Source organism: Pantoea sp. XAF26B01_ASV70, assembly GCF_054512635.1.
The window spans coordinates 3388110-3411379 of sequence record NZ_CM137251.1 but is presented as its reverse complement, the minus strand read 5'-3'; the positions used below and the strand labels follow the sequence as shown (position 1 = coordinate 3411379).

At 56.0% G+C, this 23270-nt stretch carries 21 protein-coding genes; 13 read left to right on the top strand and 8 right to left on the bottom strand.

All coding sequences use genetic code 11. From position 1 onward, the window contains the following. Positions 1-10: 10 nt before the first annotated feature. From fhuC to fhuB, 3 genes are read left to right on the top strand one after another with little or no spacing between them, the layout of a single operon-like run. Positions 11-805, top strand: coding sequence for a Fe3+-hydroxamate ABC transporter ATP-binding protein FhuC (gene fhuC, locus ACX8ZY_RS16180; protein ID WP_158131989.1), 795 nt, complete (start codon positions 11-13; stop codon positions 803-805). Between the two features lie 10 nt (positions 806-815). Next, positions 816-1694, top strand: a complete 879-nt coding sequence (fhuD, locus tag ACX8ZY_RS16175; RefSeq protein WP_033770996.1) for a Fe(3+)-hydroxamate ABC transporter substrate-binding protein FhuD — start codon at positions 816-818, stop codon at positions 1692-1694. Then, on the top strand, positions 1694-3673 hold the full coding sequence (gene fhuB, locus ACX8ZY_RS16170) for a Fe(3+)-hydroxamate ABC transporter permease FhuB (protein ID WP_421665087.1): 1980 nt from the start codon (positions 1694-1696) through the stop codon (positions 3671-3673). The genes fhuD and fhuB overlap by 1 nt, the downstream gene beginning before the upstream one ends. Positions 3674-4028: 355 nt before the next feature. Here the strand turns inward: fhuB and hemL are convergent, their stop codons facing one another. Next, complete coding sequence (gene hemL, locus ACX8ZY_RS16165; protein WP_010254062.1) at positions 4029-5309, bottom strand: glutamate-1-semialdehyde 2,1-aminomutase; 1281 nt, start codon at positions 5307-5309, stop codon at positions 4029-4031. A 203-nt stretch (positions 5310-5512) separates the two neighbouring features. Here hemL and erpA point away from each other — a divergent pair, with 203 nt between their 5' ends. After that, positions 5513-5860: an iron-sulfur cluster insertion protein ErpA gene (erpA, locus tag ACX8ZY_RS16160; RefSeq protein WP_010254064.1), complete on the top strand. Its 348-nt coding sequence runs from the start codon at positions 5513-5515 to the stop codon at positions 5858-5860. 30 nt (positions 5861-5890) lie between these two features. Here erpA and ACX8ZY_RS16155 read toward each other — a convergent pair whose 3' ends face one another. The 3 genes from ACX8ZY_RS16155 to mtnN form a co-directional block, all read right to left on the bottom strand. Then, positions 5891-6142, bottom strand: a complete 252-nt coding sequence (locus ACX8ZY_RS16155; RefSeq protein WP_010254068.1) for a hypothetical protein — start codon at positions 6140-6142, stop codon at positions 5891-5893. 123 nt (positions 6143-6265) lie between these two features. Next, positions 6266-7060, bottom strand: a complete 795-nt coding sequence (gene btuF, locus ACX8ZY_RS16150; protein WP_158131987.1) for a vitamin B12 ABC transporter substrate-binding protein BtuF — start codon at positions 7058-7060, stop codon at positions 6266-6268. After that, positions 7053-7751, bottom strand: coding sequence for a 5'-methylthioadenosine/S-adenosylhomocysteine nucleosidase (gene mtnN / locus ACX8ZY_RS16145; RefSeq protein ID WP_033756625.1), 699 nt, complete (start codon positions 7749-7751; stop codon positions 7053-7055). The genes btuF and mtnN overlap by 8 nt, the downstream gene beginning before the upstream one ends. Positions 7752-7843: 92 nt before the next feature. Here mtnN and dgt point away from each other — a divergent pair, with 92 nt between their 5' ends. The 3 genes from dgt to ACX8ZY_RS16130 all read left to right on the top strand — a co-directional run bounded on the left by dgt (position 7844) and on the right by ACX8ZY_RS16130 (position 12256). Continuing rightward, positions 7844-9334, top strand: coding sequence for a dGTPase (gene dgt / locus ACX8ZY_RS16140; RefSeq protein WP_010254077.1), 1491 nt, complete (start codon positions 7844-7846; stop codon positions 9332-9334). A 134-nt stretch (positions 9335-9468) separates the two neighbouring features. Beyond that, on the top strand, positions 9469-10914 hold the full coding sequence (gene degP / locus ACX8ZY_RS16135) for a serine endoprotease DegP (RefSeq protein ID WP_010671858.1): 1446 nt from the start codon (positions 9469-9471) through the stop codon (positions 10912-10914). A 184-nt stretch (positions 10915-11098) separates the two neighbouring features. Further along, positions 11099-12256, top strand: coding sequence for a CdaR family transcriptional regulator (locus tag ACX8ZY_RS16130; protein ID WP_010254083.1), 1158 nt, complete (start codon positions 11099-11101; stop codon positions 12254-12256). Positions 12257-12316: 60 nt separating this feature from the next. Here ACX8ZY_RS16130 and ACX8ZY_RS16125 read toward each other — a convergent pair whose 3' ends face one another. From ACX8ZY_RS16125 to map, 4 genes are all read right to left on the bottom strand, one after another. Then, positions 12317-12709 carry a DUF3461 family protein gene (locus tag ACX8ZY_RS16125; RefSeq protein ID WP_010254085.1) on the bottom strand — a complete coding sequence of 131 codons (393 nt, stop codon included), beginning with the start codon at positions 12707-12709 and terminating at the stop codon, positions 12317-12319. A gap of 224 nt (positions 12710-12933) precedes the next feature. Next, positions 12934-13758 carry a 2,3,4,5-tetrahydropyridine-2,6-dicarboxylate N-succinyltransferase gene (gene dapD / locus ACX8ZY_RS16120; protein ID WP_062759654.1) on the bottom strand — a complete coding sequence of 275 codons (825 nt, stop codon included), beginning with the start codon at positions 13756-13758 and terminating at the stop codon, positions 12934-12936. Between the two features lie 83 nt (positions 13759-13841). Continuing rightward, on the bottom strand, positions 13842-16496 hold the full coding sequence (glnD, locus tag ACX8ZY_RS16115) for a bifunctional uridylyltransferase/uridylyl-removing protein GlnD (protein ID WP_421665086.1): 2655 nt from the start codon (positions 16494-16496) through the stop codon (positions 13842-13844). Positions 16497-16562: 66 nt separating this feature from the next. After that, positions 16563-17357, bottom strand: coding sequence for a type I methionyl aminopeptidase (gene map, locus ACX8ZY_RS16110; RefSeq protein ID WP_033767962.1), 795 nt, complete (start codon positions 17355-17357; stop codon positions 16563-16565). Positions 17358-17675: 318 nt separating this feature from the next. On the opposite strand from map, the gene rpsB reads away from it, so the two are divergent. The 6 genes from rpsB to ispU all read left to right on the top strand — a co-directional run bounded on the left by rpsB (position 17676) and on the right by ispU (position 23260). After that, on the top strand, positions 17676-18401 hold the full coding sequence (rpsB, locus tag ACX8ZY_RS16105; RefSeq protein ID WP_008925636.1) for a 30S ribosomal protein S2: 726 nt from the start codon (positions 17676-17678) through the stop codon (positions 18399-18401). A gap of 181 nt (positions 18402-18582) precedes the next feature. Then, a complete protein-coding gene (tsf, locus tag ACX8ZY_RS16100; protein ID WP_010254097.1) occupies positions 18583-19434 on the top strand; it encodes a translation elongation factor Ts in 852 nt (283 codons plus the stop codon). Between the two features lie 157 nt (positions 19435-19591). Next, positions 19592-20317, top strand: coding sequence for a UMP kinase (pyrH, locus tag ACX8ZY_RS16095; RefSeq protein ID WP_010254099.1), 726 nt, complete (start codon positions 19592-19594; stop codon positions 20315-20317). A 143-nt stretch (positions 20318-20460) separates the two neighbouring features. Beyond that, on the top strand, positions 20461-21018 hold the full coding sequence (frr, locus tag ACX8ZY_RS16090; protein WP_010254103.1) for a ribosome recycling factor: 558 nt from the start codon (positions 20461-20463) through the stop codon (positions 21016-21018). Between the two features lie 111 nt (positions 21019-21129). Further along, a complete protein-coding gene (gene ispC, locus ACX8ZY_RS16085; RefSeq protein WP_022625453.1) occupies positions 21130-22326 on the top strand; it encodes a 1-deoxy-D-xylulose-5-phosphate reductoisomerase in 1197 nt (398 codons plus the stop codon). 181 nt (positions 22327-22507) lie between these two features. Next, positions 22508-23260, top strand: a complete 753-nt coding sequence (gene ispU / locus ACX8ZY_RS16080; RefSeq protein WP_010254107.1) for a (2E,6E)-farnesyl-diphosphate-specific ditrans,polycis-undecaprenyl-diphosphate synthase — start codon at positions 22508-22510, stop codon at positions 23258-23260. The last annotated feature ends 10 nt before the right edge of the window (positions 23261-23270 follow it).

Here is a 23270-nt window from a genome sequence, read left to right as displayed (position 1 = left end):
AGGGATAACCATGCCGCATCCGCACGCAGAAGAGGCGACCTTTACGCTGAAAAACGCCAGTTTTGAAGTGCCGGGCCGGGCTCTCCTTCAGCCACTGTCGCTGACCTTTCCGCCGGGAAAAGTGACCGGGCTGATCGGTCACAACGGCTCGGGCAAATCAACACTGTTAAAAATGCTGGGTCGTCACCACGCGGCCAGCAGCGGAGAGGTGCTGTTGAATCAGCGGCCCGTCGGGCGCTGGAACAGCAAAGCCTTTGCCCGTCAGGTAGCCTATCTTCCGCAGCAGTTACCGGCAGCCGAAGGGATGACGGTGCGTGAACTGGTGGCGATTGGCCGCTATCCCTGGCACGGCGCGCTGGGGCGCTTTGGTCAGGAAGATCGCGACCGGGTAGAGGATGCGATTGCCCAGGTCGGACTTAACGCCTTTGCCGGACGGCTGGTAGATAGCCTCTCGGGCGGCGAGCGTCAGCGCGCCTGGCTGGCGATGATGGTGGCGCAGAACAGCCGCTGTCTGCTGCTGGATGAACCGACGTCGGCGCTGGATATTGCCCATCAGGTTGAGGTGCTGGCGCTGATAAAAGCGCTGAGCCAGCAGCGCGGCTTAACCGTGATTGCGGTGCTGCACGATATTAATATGGCAGCACGCTACTGCGATCATCTGGTGGCGCTGCGTCAGGGCGCGATGATTGCCGAAGGTGACGCAGAGGCGATTATGCAGCCTGAGGTGCTCGGTGCGATTTATGGCATTCCGATGGGCATTTTACCGCACCCGCAGGGCGGCGCGCCGGTCAGTTTTGTCTGTTAAGGAGAGGATGATGCCCGATCTTAATCGCCGCCGACTGATGCTGGCGCTGGCAGTCTCTCCGCTGTTTTGTGCGCTTCCCCTGCGTGCCGCCACGCCAAATCCGGGTCGGATTATTGCACTGGAGTGGTTACCCACCGAACTGCTGATAGCACTAGGCGTCACGCCCTGGGGCGTGGCCGATCTGCACAACTACAATATCTGGGTAGGGGAGCCGCCGCTTCCTCAGGGTGTGATCGATGTAGGTCTGCGCACCGAACCCAATCTTGAGCTGATGGCGCAAATGCAGCCGTCGCTGATCCTCTGCTCCAACGGCTACGGCCCGCCTAAAGAGAAACTGACGCGCATCGCGCCCATTATGGGCTTCGACCTCCACAGCGGCGACGGGAAACCTCTCACTGCCGCGCGCGCATCGCTGCGTCAGCTGGCGGCGCGCCTTGGATTAAGCGCGCGAGCGGAACAGCATCTGCGCGAGGTCGATGATCAGCTGGCGGCGGCGCGCCAGCGGCTGGCGCCCTATGCCGGACGCACTATCCTGCTGATGTCGCTGCTCGACAGTCGTCACGCCATTACCTTCGGCAAAAACAGTCTGTTTCTGGAAGTGATGACTCTGCTGGGCCTGAAAAATGGCTGGCAGGGCGAAACAAATTTCTGGGGCAGCGCGGTGATCGGCATTGAAAAGCTGGCGCAGGTCGGGGATGTGGATGTCATCTGCTTTGATCATGATAACGATGCGGAGATGCAGCAACTGATGCGCAGCCCGCTGTGGCAGTCGCTGCCGTTTGTACGCACCGGACGCTTTCAGCGCGTCCCGGCCGTCTGGTATTACGGTGCGACGCTCTCGGCGCTGCACTTTGTTCGCGTGCTGGAACGCGCGCTGGAGACGCACTGATGCGCCATGCTCTGTTTCCCGCAGGCCTCCTCAGCCTGCTGTTTCTGCTGGCGCTCAGCCTGACGCTGGTCAATCTGCATCAGGCGTTGCCACAGACTGAATGGTGGCAGGCACTCTGGTCACCGGTGGTCGATAGCCTGCCGCAGATGGTGTTTCACTACAGCCTGCTGCCGCGCACGGTACTGGCGCTGCTGGTGGGTGCCGGGCTGGGCTTAGCCGGTCTGCTGTTTCAGCAGATATTGCGTAATCCGCTGGCGGAGCCAACCACGCTGGGCGTCTCTTCCGGTGCACAGCTGGGCATTACCGTGGCAACACTGTGGCATCTGCCGGGCGGGGCGCTGACACAGCAGTTTGCCGCGCTCAGTGGCGCGCTGCTGGTGGGCGCGCTGGTGTTTGGTGTGGCCTGGGGCAAACGTCTGTCGCCGGTAACGCTGATTCTGGCCGGGCTGGTGCTGAGCCTCTACAGCGGCGCGGTGAATCAAATCTTCGCTATCTTCAATCACGATCAGCTGCAGAGCATGTTTCTGTGGAGCACCGGCGCGCTGAATCAGATGAGCTGGGAAAATGTGCAGCAACTCTGGCCGCGCCTGCTGCTGGCGTTTGTGCTGGCGCTGGCGCTGCTGCGTCCGCTGACGCTGATGGGGCTGGATGATGGCGTAGCGAAAAACCTTGGCCTTGCGCTTTCCGTGGCGCGTGTCGGTGGCCTCGGGCTGGCGATCCTGCTCAGCGCGCAGCTGGTCAACGTCGCCGGTATCATCGGCTTTATCGGGCTGTTTGCGCCGCTGCTGGCGAAGCTGCTGGGTGGACGACGGCTCATCACCCGGATGCTGCTGGCTCCGCTGACTGGCGCGCTGCTGCTGTGGCTGGCGGACAGTTGCGTGTTGTGGCTCAGCACCCACTGGCGCGATATCCCGACCGGCACCGCCACGGCGCTGCTCGGCGTCCCGATTCTGCTGTGGCTGCTGCCGCGACTGCGCACCGGTTCGGTGCCGCCCGCGCTGAATCAGGGTGATAAGGTGCCCGCCGAGCGACAGAACCTGCTGCGCTGGGCGCTGACCGGACTTGCCATCCTGGCGCTGCTGGGGTGGGGTGGTCTGGCGTTTGGCCGTGATGCGCAGGGCTGGGTCTGGTCTGCGGGTGAGATGCTGCAATCGCTGCTGCCATGGCGCGCACCGCGCGTGCTGGCCGCGCTGGTGACCGGCCTGATGCTGGGCGTGGCGGGGAGTCTGATTCAGCGGCTGACCGGCAATCCCATGGCCAGCCCGGAAGTGCTGGGCATCAGTTCGGGTGCCGCTTTTGGCGTGGTGATGATGATGTTCTTTGTGCCGGGCGATGCGCTGGCCTGGCTGCTGCCCGCCGGTGCGCTGGGCGCGGCGCTGACGTTGCTGGTGATCATGGCGGTAGCCAGTCGGGGCGGCTTTTCGCCGGAACGAATGCTGCTGGCGGGCATGGCGCTTAACAGCGCCTTTGTCACCCTGCTGATGCTACTGCTGGCGAGTGGCGATCCGCGTATGGGCGGGCTGCTGAGCTGGATCTCCGGCTCGACCTATAACATCAGCGGCACTCAGGCGATTCAGAGCGCAGTCTGCGCGCTGGTGCTGGTGTCGCTGGCACCGCTGGCCAGTCGCTGGCTGACGTTGCTGCCGCTGGGAAGCGCTACCGCACGCTCGGCCGGTATGGCGTTGACGCCTGCGCGGCTGAGTCTGCTGCTGCTGGCGGCCGCGCTGACCGCCAGCGCGACACTGACTATCGGTCCGCTGAGTTTTGTCGGACTAATGGCACCCCATATGGCGCGCATGCTGGGATTCCGGCGGGCGTTACCGCAACTGCTGCTGTCAGGATTACTGGGGGCGGGATTGATGGTGCTGGCTGACTGGTGCGGACGAATGCTGGCATTCCCGGATCAGATCCCAGCCGGGCTGATGGCGACCTTTTTAGGCGCGCCTTACTTTATCTGGCTGCTGCGGCGTTCAGGTTAAGAGGAAAAAGCAGGCTGGTTTCAGACGCCGGCCAGATCCAAAGTAGGGTGAATCTGACAACAACGAAGAAGCTCAATGCGCAGGAAATTGGGTCAGAGGAGGAAAGCGTCCCGCGGCAGGGACAAAAACGCCGGGAGCGTTTTTGAACAACGCGAAGCGTTGGCCCGGCAACGGGCGCACCTCATGGATGAGGTGCGTAATCGCGCGGGCCGAGCGAGTCAAGGATGACGGCTTTCGCGCCTTTCCGATCTGACCCTGTTTCCTGTGCGTGCACCCTCTCACAACAGAGCGGGGCAAGCCTCATCAATAACAAAAGACCGGCTGCTGCCGGTCTTTGCCTCTAACGCTGCCGCAATTACAGCTTCGCGAAACAACGACGCGCGGCGTCGACAGTGCGCTGAATATCCTCTTCGCTGTGCGCCAGCGACATAAAGCCCGCTTCATAGGCTGAAGGCGCAAAGTAAACGCCCTCTTCAAGCATCAGGTGGAAGAAGGTTTTAAAGCGCTCCACATCGCAGCGGGTCACATCGGCGTAACAGGTCACACTGTCAGCATCGGTGAAGAAGAGACCGAACATCCCGCCAACATGGTTAATCACCAGCGGGATATTTTGCTGTTGTGCTGCTTCGCGCAGACCCTCTGCCAGCTTGCGGGTCAGGGCATCAAGCTTCTCATGGGTGCCCGGCTGCGCGATCTGCGTCAGGCAGGCGAAACCCGCCGCCATGGCGATCGGGTTACCAGAGAGCGTTCCTGCCTGATAAACCGGACCGGTCGGGGCCAGCGCTGCCATCACTTCGCGACGGCCACCGAACGCACCGACGGGCATGCCGCCACCAATGATTTTCCCAAGGCAGGTCAAATCAGGGCGCACATTGTAATGAGCCTGCGCGCCACCCAGCGCGACACGGAAACCGGTCATCACTTCATCAATAATCAGCAGTGCGCCGAACTCATCACACAGTGAACGCAGACCCGGCAGGAACTCCGGCTGCGGTGGGATGCAGTTCATGTTGCCAGCCACCGGCTCAACGATGATGGCCGCAATCGACTCGGGATATTGCTCAAAAGCGCTGCGCACTGAGTCGAGATCGTTAAAGGTGCAGGTCAGAGTATGTTTAGCGAAATCGGCCGGTACGCCCGGCGAGTTCGGCTGACCCAGTGTTAACGCACCGGAGCCGGCTTTCACCAGCAGATGATCGGCGTGGCCGTGGTAGCAGCCTTCAAACTTGATGATTTTATCGCGGCCGGTAAAGCCACGCGCCAGACGGATAGCGCTCATGGTCGCTTCGGTGCCGGAGTTGACCATCCGCACCATCTCCATGCTCGGCACCAGCTCACACACCAGCTGTGCCATGGTCACTTCCATTTCGGTCGGTGCGCCAAAACTTAAGCCGCGCTGTGCCGCTTCAATCACGGCGTTACGAATCGCCGCGTTGTTATGACCCAGCACCATCGGACCCCATGAGCCGACATAGTCGATATAGGCTTTGCCGTCAGCGTCATAGAGATAGGCGCCATCAGCGTGTTCAATAAACAGCGGAACGCCGCCCACACCGGTAAATGCGCGTACTGGCGAGTTTACCCCACCCGGGATCAGGCGTTGTGCCTCGGCAAACAGTTGTTCGGACTTACTCATTTTCGGCTCCAGCGGTTCATAAAAATATTGCGCCATTCTACGGAAGAGGGGCAGCAGACGAAAGGTGGATTCGCCCCCTGTGCCCTTAACAGGAGTGAAAGCGGCACAGAGTGCGAAGGGCAGAGCTTGATTGCGCTGAGGTGCTGGCTGATAATAGTGTAATTAAGGTCGTTTTCTGACCTGGGCGTTTACCGGAGTAAAACATGAGTGATGAAGTAGTAGCACTGCCGTTGCAGTTTACCGACGCCGCAGCCACCAAGGTGAAGAACCTGATTGCCGACGAAGAGAACCCGGCGCTGAAACTTCGCGTCTATATCACCGGTGGCGGTTGCAGTGGTTTCCAGTACGGCTTCACCTTTGATGACCAGATGAATGATGGCGACATGACGATTGAAAAGCAGGGCGTCTCACTGGTGGTTGATCCGATGAGCCTGCAATATCTGGTGGGCGGTTCAGTGGATTACACGGAAGGTCTGGAAGGCTCACGCTTTATCGTGACCAACCCGAATGCCAAAACCACCTGTGGCTGTGGCTCTTCCTTCAGTATCTGATAATGCAGGCCGTCATACAGACGGCCTCGTTTACCATTCTATTGTGACCAGCCGGTTACTTTGCTTCACACTTCCCTGCGATTGAATCTGGCCGTTTGTTACGCGCGGCTGCGCGCTTGCCTGTCTGCCGCAGTTGATCTGCGGCGCGGGCTGGCCGTTAGCCGTGTTGATTTCACAGCGTGAATAGATGACAAGTCTGGCGCCAATAGAGCCATTTATCGATCCTGCAAAGGCAGAACCGGCGATCGACAGCCCTATGGCCAGCAGCAGTGCTCTGGTCATATAAGGTTCCTGGTGTTTTAAAAAAGCGCCGGAGCGCTAAAAGGACGGCGAGCATACGTGGCGCGTTCGTCTCTGGTATTGATCAACGGCAAAAATCGCAGTGACTTTAATCAATTCGCTGATTTATTCATCGGGATGCAGGGCCGCACAGAGTTGCTGCGCGGCCAGCAGCAGTCGCGGGCCTGGCCGGCTAAGCCAGTCCTCGTTGATGGCAATCACCGGTACATCCAGCTGCGGTCGCCAGAACACCCGGATGTTTTCCGCCTGCTGCGCACTGCCACCCGTCACAACGGCCTGAGGATGGCGCATCAGCACCTGCTCACGGCTGACCTGCGGCCAGCTGACGCGGCTGTCAGCAAAGATGTTCCTGCCGCCACATAACGTAATAATTTCATTCTGCAGCGTGGCTCTGGCGGCGGTAAACAGGGGCTGCTGACCAAATTGCAAAAAAAGCGGAACCGCAGTCAGATGAGCATAGCGCTGACGCAGCGCGGCTTCCTGCTGACGTAACTGGCGGGCAGCGCGAGTTGCCTGCTCCGGTCTGGGACTCCAGTGGCCCAGATCGGCCAGCGCCGTGAACATCTCATCCAGCGTCAGCGGATCAATCCATTTAACCGGCACGCCGAGCTGCTGTAGCTGGTTAATCTGCCGCTGCGGATTACCGCCTCGCCAGGCTAATACCAGATTCGGCTTAAGCTGCAGAATACGTTCAGCCTTGATGCCCTGCCAGTTTGCGACCTGCTCAATCTGTTTCGCCTGCGGCGGATAGTCGGACCAGGCGCTGACCGCAATCGGGGTAATCCCGGCAGCAAAGGCGAGTTCGGTAAGATGGGGGGAGAGGGTAATCACGCGTGGCGGTGAAGCCAGCAGGCTGCCGCTTAACAGCAGCAGCCAGCAGAGGAGTAGCGTTTTAGCCACGCGCCAGATGCGCCAGCAGGTTCTCCACCATCAGCGAAGATTGCTTCGCCGCAACGCTTAAGAACTCATCAAAGCTGAGGTGAGATTGCTTATCGGCCACGTCGGAAATGGCGCGGACTACTACAAAAGGCACCTGGAATTGATGACAGACATGGCCGATAGCGGTGGCTTCCATCTCAACGGCAATCGCCTGCGGGAACAGATTACGAATGCGCGCCAGCGGTTCGGCACCATTGATAAAGGCATCACCGCTGACTACCAGACCGCGTACGGCTTTCAGATCCAGCTGCTGAATACAGGCTTCTGCAGCGGCGATAAGCTTGCTGTCTGCCACAAACGCGGCCGGACAACCCGCCATCTGACCCGGCTCATAACCAAAAGCGGTGACGTCAGCATCGTGATAACGCACTTCTTCTGACACCACGATATCGCCGACGCTGAGCGACGGCGCTAAACCGCCAGCCGAACCGGTGTTGATCACCACATCCGGCTTGCAGAGCTGCAGCAGCAGCGTGGTACCCAGCGCGGCAGAGGTTTTACCAATGCCCGATTTCAGCAGAGCCACCTCAACGCCCTGCAGGGTGCCGGTATAAATTTCACAACCCGCCAGCGACAGCGTTTGACGGTTTTCAATTTTGTCGCGCAGCAGTGTGACTTCCTGCTCCATCGCGCCAATAATGCCTGCTTTCATAGTGAGTCCCGCTAATGTAAAGAATCAAAATTTAGGGCATAGTCTACCATGGCATTCAGGGGATTAATTCACGAAAAAATAAGGGGTAATCCATGTCAGCGATCAATTTCAGGAAGAAGATCAGCTTCTCGCGCCCTTATAACAGCCGCAAGGAACCGGAAGGCGAATATTACATTACGCGCCATTTTGAGAGCGATCGCGGACGGATTATAAACTCCGCCGCTATCCGGCGTTTGCAGCAAAAAACGCAGGTGTTTCCGCTGGAGCGTAACGCTGCCGTTCGTTCCCGCCTGACGCATTCGCTGGAGGTGCAGCAGACCGGGCGTTACATCACCAAAGAGATCCTGCAAACCCTGAAGATGCAGGGCGGGCTGGCGCAGTATGGTCTTGATGAGCTGGAAGGCGCGTTTGAAAGTCTGATTGAGATGGCCTGTCTGATGCATGATGTCGGTAATCCACCTTTTGGCCATTTTGGCGAGGCGGCGATTAACGACTGGTTTGAAGAGAACCTCTCAGCCGAGCTGGTGGATCCGCTGGTGGCCGGCGTGGAAGGAGAAGCACAGCGTAAAGCCTTTGATCAACTCAATGCCATGATCCGCCAGGATCTCTGTCACTTTGAAGGCAATGCGCAGGCGATCCGGATGGTGCATACGCTGCTGCAACTGAATCTCAGTTATTCTCAGGTCGCCTGCATCCTGAAATATACCGCGCCTGCCTGGTGGCAGGGGGAAAAGCCCGCCGAATTTAGCGTACTCATGAAGAAGCCTGGGTTTTATCTCTCTGAGCAGGATTATATTGCCGACCTGCGTGCTGCCACCAATATGGAAGAACACCACCGTTTTCCGCTGACTTATATAATGGAAGCTGCGGATGATATCTCCTATTGTATTGCCGATTTGGACGACGCTGTAGAAAAAGATATCTTTAATGTTGAAAGTTTGTATGAGTTTCTCAATAAAGCCTGGGGGCCGGTTAAAAATAATGACGCTTTCAGCCGGACTATTGGCGAAGCCTGGCGTGAAGCCTGCAGTAAAAAACGCCGAAGCCGCAGCGATCAATTTTTTATGTCACTCCGCGTAAATGTTCAGAGCGTGCTGGTAAGCTATGCGGTGAAACGTTTTGTTGATAATCTTCCTGCTATATTCGATGGAAGTTTTAACCATGCGCTACTGGAAGATGAGGGTGAAGAGGGCCGCTTACTGCAATTGTTTAAAACCGTTGCGCGCCAGCAGGTCTTTAATCATTCTGAAGTAGAGCAGCTGGAGTTGCAGGGTTACCGGGTGATTAAAGGGCTGCTGGAGATCTATCAGCCGCTGATGCGCCTTAATTACGAAGCCTTTACCACGCTGATAAATGAAGATTTCCTGCGTCAGCATCCGATCGAAACCCGGCTTTTTCATAAGCTCTCGGGTAAACACCGTAAAGCCTATTTGCATAAGATGCGTAATCTGGTTGTCGAACATAAATATCAGCGTCTGTTGTGGGAACGTTATTATCGCTTCCGGCTCATTCAGGATTATATCAGTGGTATGACCGATCTCTATGCCTGGGATGAGTACCGACGACTGATGGCGGTAGAATAAGCCGCCAATTGTAAAGAGCGCGAATAAATTTTTACTTTTGCCTTAAACTTTTAAAGGAACTTCGCGCTAAAACATTTATCTCACCTTTCGACCACAGCAATGGTCTGAACAGTAATCTTATTGAGAAACGAAAAATGAAAAAAAAGACCTTAATGTTAAGTGCGCTGGCGTTGAGCCTGAGCATGGCGCTCGCCCCTGTTACTGTTTCTGCTGCGCAAACGGCCTCTTCCGATAGCCTGCAACAGCCAAGTCTGGCACCGATGCTGGAGAAGGTGATGCCGTCTGTGGTCAGTATCAGCGTCGAGGGGACCACCACGGTGAAAACCCCGCGTATGCCGCAGCAATTTCAGCAATTCTTTGGCGACAATTCGCCATTCTGCCAGGATGGTTCCCCGTTCCAGGGTTCACCGATGTGCCAGAACGGCGACGGTGCAGGCGGTAACGGCGGCGCGCCAGTGCCTGATACACAGCAGGAAAAATTCCGTGCTCTGGGATCGGGTGTCATCATTAACGCTGACAAAGGCTATGTGGTAACTAATAACCACGTCGTGAATAATGCCACCAAAATTCAGGTACAGCTCAGCGACGGTCGTCGCTATGACGCCAAAGTCATCGGTAAAGATCCCAGCTCTGACATTGCCCTGATTCAGCTGCAGGAAGCCAAAAATCTTACCGCAGTCAAAATCGCTGACTCTGACAACCTGCGCGTCGGCGATTATACCGTGGCGATCGGCAACCCTTATGGTCTGGGTGAAACGGTCACCTCAGGTATCGTCTCCGCGCTGGGACGCAGTGGCCTGAACGTGGAAAACTACGAAAACTTTATCCAGACAGATGCGGCCATTAACCGGGGCAACTCCGGTGGTGCGCTGGTTAACCTCAACGGTGAACTGATTGGGATTAACACCGCCATTCTGGCGCCCGATGGCGGCAACATCGGTATCGGCTTTGCTATCCCCAGCAACATGGTGAAAAACCTGACGGCACAGATGGTCGAGTTTGGTCAGGTGAAACGCGGCGAGCTGGGCGTGCAGGGGACTGAGCTGAACTCTGAGCTGGCAAAAGCGATGAAGGTCGACGCACAACGTGGTGCCTTTGTCAGCCAGGTGCTGCCAGACTCAGCGGCCGCCAAAGCCGGTATTAAGGCGGGCGACGTCATTGTGTCGATGAACGGTAAACCGCTGAGCAGCTTTGCTTCGCTGCGTGCGGAAGTGGGCTCACTGCCGGTTGGCACCACCCTGAAACTGGGGCTGCTGCGTGACGGCAAACCGGTCGATGTCTCTGTTAAGTTGCAGCAGAGCAGCCAGTCAAAAGTGCAGTCCGCGACCATCTACACTGGCATTGAAGGCGCCGATCTCAGCAATATCGAAGCGGGTACCAAAGGTGTCCGGGTTGATAACGTGAAACCGGGCAGTGCTGCGGCGCGTATCGGCCTGAAAAAGGGCGATGTGATCCAGGGCGTTAACCAGCAGGTAGTGACCAACCTGGGTGAGCTGCGCAAAGTTCTCGACAGCAAGCCGTCCGTTCTGGCGCTGAATGTGAAACGCGGCGACAGTAGTATCTATCTGCTGATGCAGTAAGCGAACAGCAACGGATGAAGAGGCGGACTGCGGTCCGCCTTTTTTATGTCCACTCTCTGCCTCCTCAGAGTGTGATGCTCACCGCAAATTCGGCAAATGACGGCCTGGCTCTGTGCAATTGCACAATGTTCTGCGTGCTGTGCATGCGTATTCTGTTTCTCCCCCTCTTTTTCAGGAGTAATGGATGGCTACCTATCACCTTGATGCCCGGCTGGCACAGGATATCGTGGCGCGCACCATGAAAATTATTGACAGCAATGTCAACGTGATGGATGCGCGGGGCCGGATTATCGGCAGCGGTGACCGGGAACGTATTGGGGAGTTGCACGAAGGTGCATTGCTGGTGCTCTCTCAGGGGCGCGTTGTCGACATCGATGAGGCCGTGGCTAAACATCTCCATGGCGTGCGGCCTGGCATTAACCTGCCGCTGCGCATTGATGGTGACATCGTCGGGGTGATCGGCCTGACCGGCGAGCCGCTGGCGCTGCGGCATTATGGCGAGCTGGTCTGCATGACCGCGGAGATGATGCTGGAGCAAGCCCGGCTGCTGCATATGCTGGCGCAGGACAGCCGTCTGCGTGAAGAGCTGGTGCTGAACCTGATCCGCAGCGATACCCTGTCGCCACAGCTGACCGAATGGGCGCAGCGGCTCGGGATCGATCTCAATCAGCCGCGTGTGGTCGCCGTGGTGGAAGTGGATAGTGGTCAGCTCGGTGTCGACAGCGCGATGTCAGAGCTACAGCAGCTGCAAACGCTGCTGACCACGCCGGAGCGGGACAATCTGATCGCGATTGTGTCACTGACCGAAATGGTGGTGCTGAAACCGGCCCTTAATGGGCATGGGCGTCACGATCAGGAAGATCATCGCCGCCGCGTAGAGCAGTTACTACAGCGGATGAAAGAGAGCGGTCATCTTCGGATGCGTATCGCGCTGGGCAACTTCTTTACCGGACCCGGCAGCATCGCACGCTCTTACCGGACGGCGCGCACCACGATGATGGTGGGCAAGCAACGTATGCCCGAGGTGCGCAGCTATTTTTATCAGGATCTGGTGCTGCCCGTGCTGCTCGACAGCCTGCGGGGTGGCTGGCAGGCCAATGAGCTCGCCCGGCCACTGGCGAAGCTCAAGAGCATGGATAACAACGGCTTGCTGCGCCGTACGCTGATCGCCTGGTTCACCCACAACGTCCAGCCGAGCGCCACCGCGCGTGCGCTGTTCATTCATCGTAATACGCTGGAATACCGGCTGAACCGGATTTCTGAACTGACCGGACTGAATCTTGGCCATTTTGATGACAGGCTGTTGCTCTATGTCGCTTTGCAACTGGATGAGCAGGGCTGAAGTGCAGATTTGCGGCATAAAAAAGGCCAGCAATGCTGGCCTCTCTGGTCGGGCAGGAAATTAACGACCGTTACGGGTTAATTTTTCCAGATCCGATTCAATTTCAGTGATCTTGTGAGAAACCACGCTTTCCAGGTGACGCAGGTCATCCAGAATTTTGCGTTTCAGATCCACTTCAACCTGATCGCGCTGGCAAATCTGGTCCAGTTCATCGATGACATAACGCAGATTCGGGCTGATTTCCTGAACTTCTTTGTAGCCCTGGGTCGCGTGATCGGCAACAACCGTTTTGCGCTGGCGCGGATATTTGAATTTGACGCTCTTCGCGAAAAACTCACCTTTATCTTTGCGGAAGTAGATTTTCAGAATGTCGTTATTGGCTTCCTGACGCAGGCTATAGCGGTCAATGTCGTCCGGGTTACTGATACCTAAGCTTTTCAGATTGTCATACATAGCGTTGTTTCCATCGAAAGTGAGAAGCGCGCAGACTTGTTCATGACGTCCGTCAACTGTAGACATAAATAAGCGGGATGAACATTGCGCGACAGGATTTAACTGGCGCGGATTATGACCTGGATAAAAACTAAACGCACCAGTTAATTCGCGACGCGAAGCATGTTATTTGGGAATCACTGTAAAGAAAAGATGACGGGCTGGAAACCAGCCCGTCGCTTAAATCATTCGATGGTGCGCAGCAGCTCGTTAATACCTGTTTTGCCAAGCGTTTTCGCATCCACTTTCTTCACGATCACGGCACAGTAGAGGCTGTAGCTGCCATCTTTAGAGGGCAGGTTACCTGAGACCACCACGGATCCCGCAGGAACACGGCCGTAATGCACTTCGCCGGTCTCGCGGTCATAGATTTTGGTGCTCTGACCGATGTAAACGCCCATTGAGATCACGGAACCTTCTTCAACAATCACGCCTTCAACGATTTCAGAGCGCGCGCCAATGAAGCAGTTATCTTCGATGATTGTCGGGTTCGCCTGCAGCGGCTCCAGCACGCCACCGATACCCACGCCGCCAGAAAGGTGAACGTTTTTACCAATCTGCGCACAGGAGCCAACGGTCGCCCAGGTGTCCACCATGGTGCCTTCATCCACAAAGGCGCCAATGTTGACGTAAGAAGGCATCAGCACCGTGTTGCGGGCGATATAGGCACCCTGACGCACAGCCGCAGGCGGCACGACGCGGAAACCGGCTTCTTTGAAACGTGCTTCATCCCAGCCAGCAAACTTCATCGGCACTTTGTCGTAAAAGCGGGTTTCTGCACCTTCCATCACCTGATTGTCATTGATGCGGAAAGAGAGCAGTACGGCTTTCTTCAGCCACTGATGCGTTACCCACTCGCCGTCGATCTTCTCAGAAACGCGCAGTGCACCGCTGTCCAGCAGGGCGATCACCTGGTTGATGGCATCACGGGTTTCGCTGTCGACGCTGGCGGGTGTGATGTCAGCGCGACGTTCGAAGGCGGATTCAATAACGCTCTGTAACTGTTGCATATTTTTTTCCTGATCTGTCATGTGCGATGCCGGGCAATACCCCGACACAAGTAAAGAGATTAATGTTTACAAATCGAGTCTGGTCACACTTTATCGTTTGGATTAAGGGCCTCTGTCAACCGTTGTCGCAACGCTTTTCGCATTTCTTCGTCCAGCGCCTGACGTTCACTGTTGGCCAGAATAAACAAATCTTCGACCCGCTCGCCGATAGTGCTGATGCGTGCGCCATGCAGTGAAACCCCGAGATCGGCAAAGACTTCACCGACCCGCGCCAGCAGGCCTGGCTGATCCAGCGCCACCAGTTCCAGATAGCTGCGACGATCGGTATGCGTCGGCAGGAAATTGACCTCGGTATCGACGCTGAAATGCCTGAGTTTGGCCGACGGACGGCGGGTACGCGGCGGCGCCCACTCTGACTGGGTTATCGCCTGCTCCAGCGCCTGAATGATCATCGGATGGCGATCCGGAGAGAGCGGGCTGCCATCCGGCTCCAGCACAATAAAGGTATCCATCGCCATGCCGTCGCGGCTGGTAAAGATTTGCGCATCGTGCACGCTGAGATTACGGCGATCGAGTTCACCCGCTACGGCGGCAAACAGGTGTGGGCGATCGGGACTCCAGATAAAGATTTCGGTCCCGCCGCGCGTGGCCTGCGGACTGACCAGCACCAGCGGTTTTTTCAGGTCGTGAACCAGCAGGTGGCGGGCATGCCAGGCGATCTGATTCGGCGTATGGCGCAGGAAGTAGTCAGCGCGGCAGCGATTCCAGATCTGGTGCAGACGCTCTTCATCGATGTTGTCCATCCGCAGCAGCGCCAGCGCCTGCAGGCGATGATGACGCACCCGCTCACGCAGATCCGGACTGTTTTCCATGCCGCGTCGCAACTGCTTCTCGGTGGCGAAAAAGAGCTCACGTAACAGGCTCTGCTTCCAGCTGTTCCACAGACTTTCATTGGTGGCGCAGATATCGGCTACGGTCAGGCAAACCAGATAGCGCAGCCGGTTCTCATTCTGCATCACCTCGGCGAACTGCTGTATCACCGTCGGGTCCTGAATATCGCGCCGCTGTGCTGTCACCGACATCAGCAGATGATGACGCACCAGCCAGGCCACCAGCTGGGTTTCACGTGAGTTGAGGCCGTGCATTTCAGCAAAGTCGAGCGCATCCTGCGCGCCGAGAATAGAGTGATCGCCGCCGCGCCCTTTGGCGATGTCATGCAGCAGCGCGGCCATCAGCAACAGCTCCTGCTGCGGCAGGCGCGGCCATAACTCGACGCACAGTGGATGCTGCGGACGAGTGCTTTCATTGGCAAAACTTTCCAGCTTCTGCAACACCCGAATGGTGTGCTCATCTACGGTGTAGGCGTGAAACAGATCGAACTGCATCTGTCCGACGATATGGCCCCACAGCGGCGTATAAGCCCACAGCACGCTGTAGCGATGCATCGGCACCAGCGCCCGGCTGACCGCGCCGGGATGGCGCAGAATCGACATAAAGGTGCGGCGCGCTTCCGGGATCTGACACAGCGGCTGTTTAAGATGACGACGCGCATGGCGCAGGTGACGCAGAGTGGTGGAGTAGATCCCTTTGATGCTGTCGTTACGCACCATGACGTAGAACATGCGCAGAATCGCCTGCGGCTCTCGCCGGAACAGCGTTTCGTCGCGCAGGTCGATCAAATCGCCACGCAGCTGAAAATCGTCATCGATAGGCCTGGGCTTTTCGCTGGTGGAGAGCGCCAGAATCGCCTCATCAAACAGCTGCAGCAGCATCTGATTCAGTTCGCCGATACGCCGCGTGACCCGATAGAAATCTTTCATCATCCGCTCGACCGGCTCATTGCCCTCGCCCTGATAATTCAGGCGTTGTGCCACGCTGAGCTGGCGATCAAACAGCAGGCGATTATCGTAGCGGGGCAGGGAGAGGTGCAGGGCAAAGCGGATGCGCCAGAGAAATGCCTGACATTCGTTGAGTTCGCTGCGCTCCGCGTCGGTGAGGAAACCAAAGCCGACCATCTCATCCAGCGTGGTGGCGCCAAAATGGCGTCGGGCGACCCACTGCAGCGTATGAATGTCCCGCAGGCCACCGGGGCTGCTTTTAATGTCCGGTTCAAGGTTATAGCTGGTGCCGTGGTAACGCTTGTGGCGCTCCTGCTGCTCTTCAATTTTGGCGGCGAAAAAGCAGGATGAGGGCCAGAAACCGTCGCTGAAGATGTTTTTCTGTAATTCCAGAAACAGCGCCACATCGCCGGTCAGCATGCGTGACTCAATCAGATTAGTGGCAACGGTCAGGTCAGATAACCCCTCCAGCAGGCACTCTTCCAGCGTGCGCACGCTGTGGCCCACTTCCAGCTTAAGGTCCCACATCAGCGTTAACAGGTCGCTGGTGCGCTGCGCAGCCTGTTCATCCAGCGGCTGGCGGCTCAGGATCAGGACATCAATATCAGAGAGCGGATGCAGTTCGGCACGGCCATAGCCGCCAACGGCGACCAGTGCGATAGCCGGCATCTCATCAAAGCCAAAGAAGCGCCACAGGCGACGCAGCAGCCGATCGATAAACAGCGTGCGGGCATCAATCAGCGGCTCAACGGGTTCACCGGCATCAAACGCGGCGGCCAGATGTTGCTGAAATTGCTCCAGCCGCGGCTTCAGAATGTCACGTGTCAGCTGGTCGTCACCCCATTCGCCTGGCGAATCGACCAGACCGTTTTTCACATCTTCTGACAGACTCACGCTCATGCAGCTCTTCTCTTTTTTAGCCAAAAAAAAGCCGGCTCAGCGCCGGCTTGATCTGTAATGGGGGAATTACCCTTCGGCGACAAGCATAGCGGGCAGCGTGTCGTCTTTGCGCAGGGTTAAAATCTCACAGCCGTTCTCCGTCACCACAATAGTATGCTCATACTGCGCGGACAAGCTGCGATCTTTGGTTTTTACCGTCCAGCCATCTTTCATGGTGCGGATGCGGTAATCCCCGGCATTGACCATCGGTTCTACCGTAAAGGTCATGCCCGCCTGGAGTACCACGCCGCCATCATCGGCATCGTAATGCAGCACCTGAGGCTCTTCATGGAAACCCTTGCCGATACCGTGGCCGCAATATTCGCGCACCACAGAGAAATCGTTGGCTTCAACATATTTCTGGATGGCGCGGCCCAGTTCGCGCAGGCGGATGCCGGGCTTGATCAGACGCAGTGAGAGATAGAGGCTCTCCTGCGTGACACGGCACAGGCGTTCGCCCTGAATGGTCGGCTTGCCGACGATAAACATCTTTGAGGTATCGCCGTGGTATTCATCTTTAATTACGGTGACATCGATATTCACTACATCGCCATCTTTTAACGGACGATCATCGCTGGGGATCCCGTGGCACACCACTTCATTCACCGAGATGCAGACCGACTTCGGAAAGCCGTGATAGCCGAGGCAGGCGGAGACAGCCTGTTGCTTTTGAGTAATGTGATCGTGGCAGATGCGGTCCAGTTCACCGGTGGTCACACCCGGTTTTACGTAAGGCTCGATCATCTCCAGCACTTCGGCGGCCAGTCGGCCCGCGACGCGCATTTTTTCGATTTCTTCAGGGGTTTTAATTGAAATTGCCATTAAATTAATCCGCAGTTGTCGAAATTTTCGACAATAATAAGTTCTGTGCTGTCATGTTAGCAGCCAGCAAATGGGCTGCCAAATAGAGAACGCGCTGACCTCCGTCAGCGATCATTTATTGGCGTCCCTGGGCTGGTTGTGGTATAAAGCGCGCCGACGATTCTCTGTATGGCCGTTTCGGTCAGCAGGAAACGCATAACTCTCATTATGTGTAATAAAACACACATGTATCGACACATACGCCGGGGTGCCTTGAAAGAGGTCGGTCGTATGGGATACATGGAGGCCCAACCCCAATCAAACTTTAGAGGTTTTATCATGGCAACTGTTTCCATGCGCGACATGCTCCAGGCTGGTGTTCACTTCGGTCACCAGACCCGTTACTGGAACCCAAAAATGAAGCCATTCATCTTTGGTGCTCGTAACAAGGTTCACATCATCAACCTGGAAAAAACTGTACCTATGTTCAACGAAGCTCTGGCTGAACTGAACAAGATCTCTTCCCGTAAAGGTAAGATCCTGATCGTAGGTACTAAGCGTGCTGCTGCTCAGGCGGTAAAAGAGTCTGCACTGAGCTGCGACCAGTTCTTCGTAAACCACCGCTGGTTGGGTGGCATGCTGACTAACTGGAAAACCGTGCGTCAGTCAATCAAGCGTCTGAAAGATCTGGAGATTCAGTCTCAGGATGGTACTTTCGACAAACTGACCAAAAAAGAAGCGCTGATGCGTGCGCGTGAGCTGGCCAAGCTGGAAAACAGCCTGGGCGGTATCAAAGATATGGGCGGTCTGCCAGACGCGCTGTTTGTTGTCGATGCTGACCACGAACACATCGCAATCAAAGAAGCAAACAACCTGGGTATCCCGGTATTTGCTATCGTTGATACCAACTCAGATCCAGATGGCGTTGATTTCGTTATCCCAGGTAACGACGATGCAATCCGTGCTGTAAACCTGTACCTGACTGCCGTTGCGACCACCGTTCGCGAAGGCCGCTCTCAGGACCTGGCTGAGCAAGCTGAAGAAGCGTCTTTAGAAAACGCTTAATAAGGTTTGCTCTGCATAAGAGCCCTTAGCATTCAGATGTGATCTGTAAGGGGCCTATACTGGCCCCTTTATTTTATCTAAGTCTGTCACGCCCCCAACCGGACGGCGGGACAGAGTAAATTTTCCGCAAATAAGTGTCTGCTGGTGCAAACGTACACAGGCACGAACCGAGGATTCTGGAATGGCTGACATTACCGCTGCATTGGTAAAAGAACTGCGTGAGCGTACTGGCGCTGGCATGATGGATTGCAAAAAAGCGCTGACTGAAGCGAACGGCGACATTGAGCTGGCGATTGAGAACATGCGTAAGTCTGGCGCAATCAAAGCAGCGAAAAAAGCAGGCAACGTTGCTGCTGATGGCGTAATCAAAACCAAGATCGTTGGCGACTACGGCGTGATTCTGGAAGTAAACTGCCAGACTGACTTCGTTGCAAAAGATGGCGGTTTCCAGGCGTTCGCAGACAAAGTTCTGGATGTGGCTGCAGCTGATCGCGTTACCGACGTTGAAGTTCTGAAAGCGCAGTTCGAAGAAGAGCGCGTTGCACTGGTTGCTAAAATCGGTGAGAACATCAACATCCGTCGCGTTGCTATCCTGGAAGGCGCAGAGCTGGGCAGCTACCTGCACGGCGCACGTATCGGCGTTCTGGTTTCAACCAAAGGCGCTAACGAAGATCTGATCAAACAGATCGCGATGCACGTTGCGGCAAGCAAGCCTGAATTCGTTAAGCCAGAAGACGTTTCTGCTGACGTGGTTGATAAAGAGTACCAGGTTCAGCTGGACATCGCGATGCAGTCTGGCAAGCCAAAAGAGATCGCAGAGAAGATGGTTGAAGGCCGTATGAAGAAATTCACCGGCGAAGTCTCTCTGACTGGTCAGGCTTTCGTTATCGACCCAAGCAAAACCGTTGGCCAGGCTCTGAAAGAGCAGGGCGCTGACGTTATCAACTTCATCCGCTTCGAAGTTGGTGAAGGCATCGAGAAAGTTGAGTCTGACTTCGCTGCAGAAGTTGCAGCAATGTCCAAACAGTCTTAATGCTCTGAAAGAACCGCCAGATGGCGGTTCTTTTTTGTCTGTGAATCGCAACAGATACGTTTTCAGTTTCATCCCAATAGCAATTTCATTGCGGTAAGCGGATGATCGATCAGAATTTACTTCTCCTTTACACCCAATCTTCCAGGAAGAACTGACCATGGCGACCAACGCAAAACCTGTTTATCAACGTATCCTGCTTAAACTCAGCGGCGAAGCCCTGCAAGGCGCTGAAGGTTTTGGTATCGACGCGAGTGTGCTTGACCGCATGGCACAAGAGGTAAAAGAGCTGGTTGAACTGGGCATCCAGGTTGGCGTGGTGATTGGCGGAGGGAACCTGTTCCGTGGAGCGAGCCTGCAGCAGGCCGGCATGAACCGCGTTGTGGGTGACCACATGGGTATGCTGGCAACCGTGATGAACGGCCTGGCGATGCGTGATGCACTGCACCGCGCCTATGTGAATGCACGCCTGATGTCAGCGATTCCACTGAATGGCGTCTGTGACAACTACAGCTGGGCAGAAGCAATCAGCCTGCTGCGTAACAACCGCGTGGTGATCTTCTCCGCCGGTACCGGTAACCCGTTCTTCACCACTGACTCTGCAGCGTGTCTGCGCGGCATTGAGATTGAAGCGGACGTCGTGCTGAAAGCGACCAAAGTGGACGGCGTCTACTCTGCGGATCCGGTGAAAAGCCCGGACGCAACGCTGTATGAGCAACTGACCTATGCTGAAGTGCTGGATCAGGAGCTGAAAGTGATGGATCTTGCGGCCTTTACCCTGGCGCGTGACCACAAATTACCTATCCGTGTTTTCAACATGAATAAGCCTGGCGCACTGCGTCGCGTAGTGATGGGTGAAAAAGAAGGCACCCTGATTACGCATTAATACCCGAGGCGAGATAAAATAAGGTATATTCTGTCAGCGCGATGATAATGCATCGCGCACCAGTCAGGATTATCGATGATTATCGATCCCGCTTCCGGTTACGCCGGAACTGGCCAGGTCAAACCGAATCCAAGGGTTTCAACGTGATTAACGACATCAAAAAAGATGCTGACACGCGCATGGAAAAATGCGTTGAAGCATTCAAAACCACCATCAGCAAAGTGCGCACCGGTCGTGCTTCACCTTCGCTGCTCGACGGCATCGTCGTCGAATATTACGGCACGCCGACGCCACTGCGTCAGCTGGCTTCTGTCACTGTGGAAGATTCACGCACGCTGAAAATCAACGTGTTTGATCGTTCACTGAGTCCGGCAGTCGAAAAAGCGATCATGAAGTCCGATCTCGGTCTGAACCCAAGTTCAGCCGGTACCGACATCCGTGTTCCGCTGCCTGCGCTGACAGAAGAGCGTCGTAAAGATCTGATTAAAATCGTGCGCGGCGAAGCCGAGCAGGGCCGTGTGTCGGTACGTAACGTCCGTCGCGATGCCAACGATAAAATCAAAGCGCTGCTGAAAGATAAAGAGATCAGCGAAGACGACGAACGTCGTGCGCAGGATGAAGTGCAAAAAATGACCGATGCGTACATCAAGAAAGTTGATGCTGCACTGTCAGAAAAAGAGACGGAGCTGATGGATTTCTAATCCCATCACTGCCGGACAAAACGCCGTACAGAGAGGTATTCGTATGAATGCGACATCTGGCGGCGTTTTACATTGTGCCTGTGGGCACGCTGACTTCACACGGATAGCTTCATGAAGCGATTAACTCTGCTGGGATCCACCGGATCAATCGGCACCAGTACGCTGGCGGTGGTGCGCGCCAACCCGGCGCTTTATCAGATTACGGCGCTGGTTGCCGGCCATAACGTGGCGCTGATGGCCGAGCAGTGTGCGGCCTTTACACCGCGCTACGCCTGCATGGCAGACGAGGCATCCGCCGCTGCGTTGCGTGAGCGACTGAGAGCAATCAGGGTCAATACTGAAGTGCTCTCCGGCGTTCAGGCAGCCTGTGAGCTGGCCGCGCTGGATGAGGTGGATCAGGTGATGGCGGCGATCGTTGGCGCATCGGGTTTGCTGCCGACGCTGGCGGCCATTCGCGCCGGAAAAACGGTGCTGCTGGCCAACAAAGAATCGCTTGTCACCTGCGGCCGTTTGTTTATGGAGGCCGTGCGTCATCATAACGCACAGTTACTACCGGTCGACAGCGAGCATAACGCCATTTTTCAGAGTTTACCGGCTACCATCCAGCATCAGTTAGGTTACGCTGACCTGCGGGATAATGGCATTGAGTCGATTATCCTTACGGGATCGGGTGGTCCTTTTCGTGACACAGATTTAGCGGATCTCAGCGCCATGTCGCCAGATCAGGCCTGTGCACATCCGAACTGGTCGATGGGGAGAAAAATCTCTGTCGATTCGGCCACCATGATGAATAAAGGTCTTGAGTACATTGAAGCCCGTTGGTTGTTTAATGCCAGCGCAGCGCAGATGGAAGTGATACTCCACCCACAGTCGGTGATTCACTCCATGGTGCGATACTGCGATGGCAGCGTGCTGGCTCAATTAGGTTCTCCTGATATGCGTACGCCGATTGCCCACAGCATGGCCTGGCCTTCGCGCATCAATGCAGGCGTGACGCCGCTGGATTTTACCCGCATGTCGGCGCTCTCCTTTGCAGAACCTGATTTTAGTCGCTACCCCTGTCTGAAACTGGCCATTGATGCCTGTGATGCAGGACAGGCGGCGACCACCACGCTGAATGCAGCCAACGAGGTTGCCGTCGCGGCTTTCCTGAATCACCAGATCCGCTTCACCGACATTGCCGCGCTAAATAGTGAGGTGATGGCGGCACAAGTGTGTCCGGAGCCGGATTCGGTGGACGCTGTCCTTGAAATCGATCGCACTGCGCGTGCGCTGGCGACAGAAATGTTGCCGCGTTTCACGTCGTGATGCCGATCGTTATGAGGCCATTTGTTCGCTTCAGGTGAAAATGATATAGTCGCTGGCTCGCGTTTCACGGTCTGTCACCGAATTCGGTGTGGCCCGGCACTGAGAGTGTGTCGGGATTTGAATCGGGCGCAATGTATTCAGAAACCACAGCATTTCTGATGAAAGGAATTGGTTAAGCGTTATGTCGTCTAACAATCACAACAACACTGATGACCAGCAGGGAAACGGTCCGCGCCACGTCGCTATCATCATGGATGGCAATGGCCGCTGGGCCAAAAATCAGGGAAAATTGCGCATTTCAGGCCACAAAGCTGGCGTTAAATCGGTACGCCGTGCCGTCAGCTTTGCGGTCAGTAACAATCTTGAAGCCCTGACGCTTTACGCCTTCAGCAGTGAAAACTGGAGTCGTCCGCCGCAGGAAGTCACCGCGTTAATGGAACTCTTTGTCTGGGCGCTTGATAGTGAAGTGAAGAGCCTGCACAAACACAATGTTCGCTTACGCGTCATTGGCGATACCAGCCGTTTCAGCCCGCGTATTCAGGAACGTATTCGCCGTTCTGAGACGCTGACCGCAAATAATAGTGGCCTGACGCTCAACATTGCTGCCAACTATGGCGGCCGTTGGGATATTATCGAAGGCGTGAAAAAACTGGCTGAACAGGTTCAGGAAGGATTACTGCGACCTGACCAGATTACCGAAGAGAGCCTGACGTCGCAGCTCTGTATGCAGGAGCTGGCGCCAGTGGATTTAGTGATAAGGACCGGGGGAGAGCATCGGATTAGCAACTTCCTGCTGTGGCAGATTGCCTATGCTGAATTCTATTTTACCGATGTGCTCTGGCCGGATTTCGATGAACACGTTTTTGAAGGTGCACTGAATGCATTCTCTCTGCGGGAGCGTCGTTTTGGCGGCGCTGCACCAGGCGGCGCCTGAGCAATCTGGG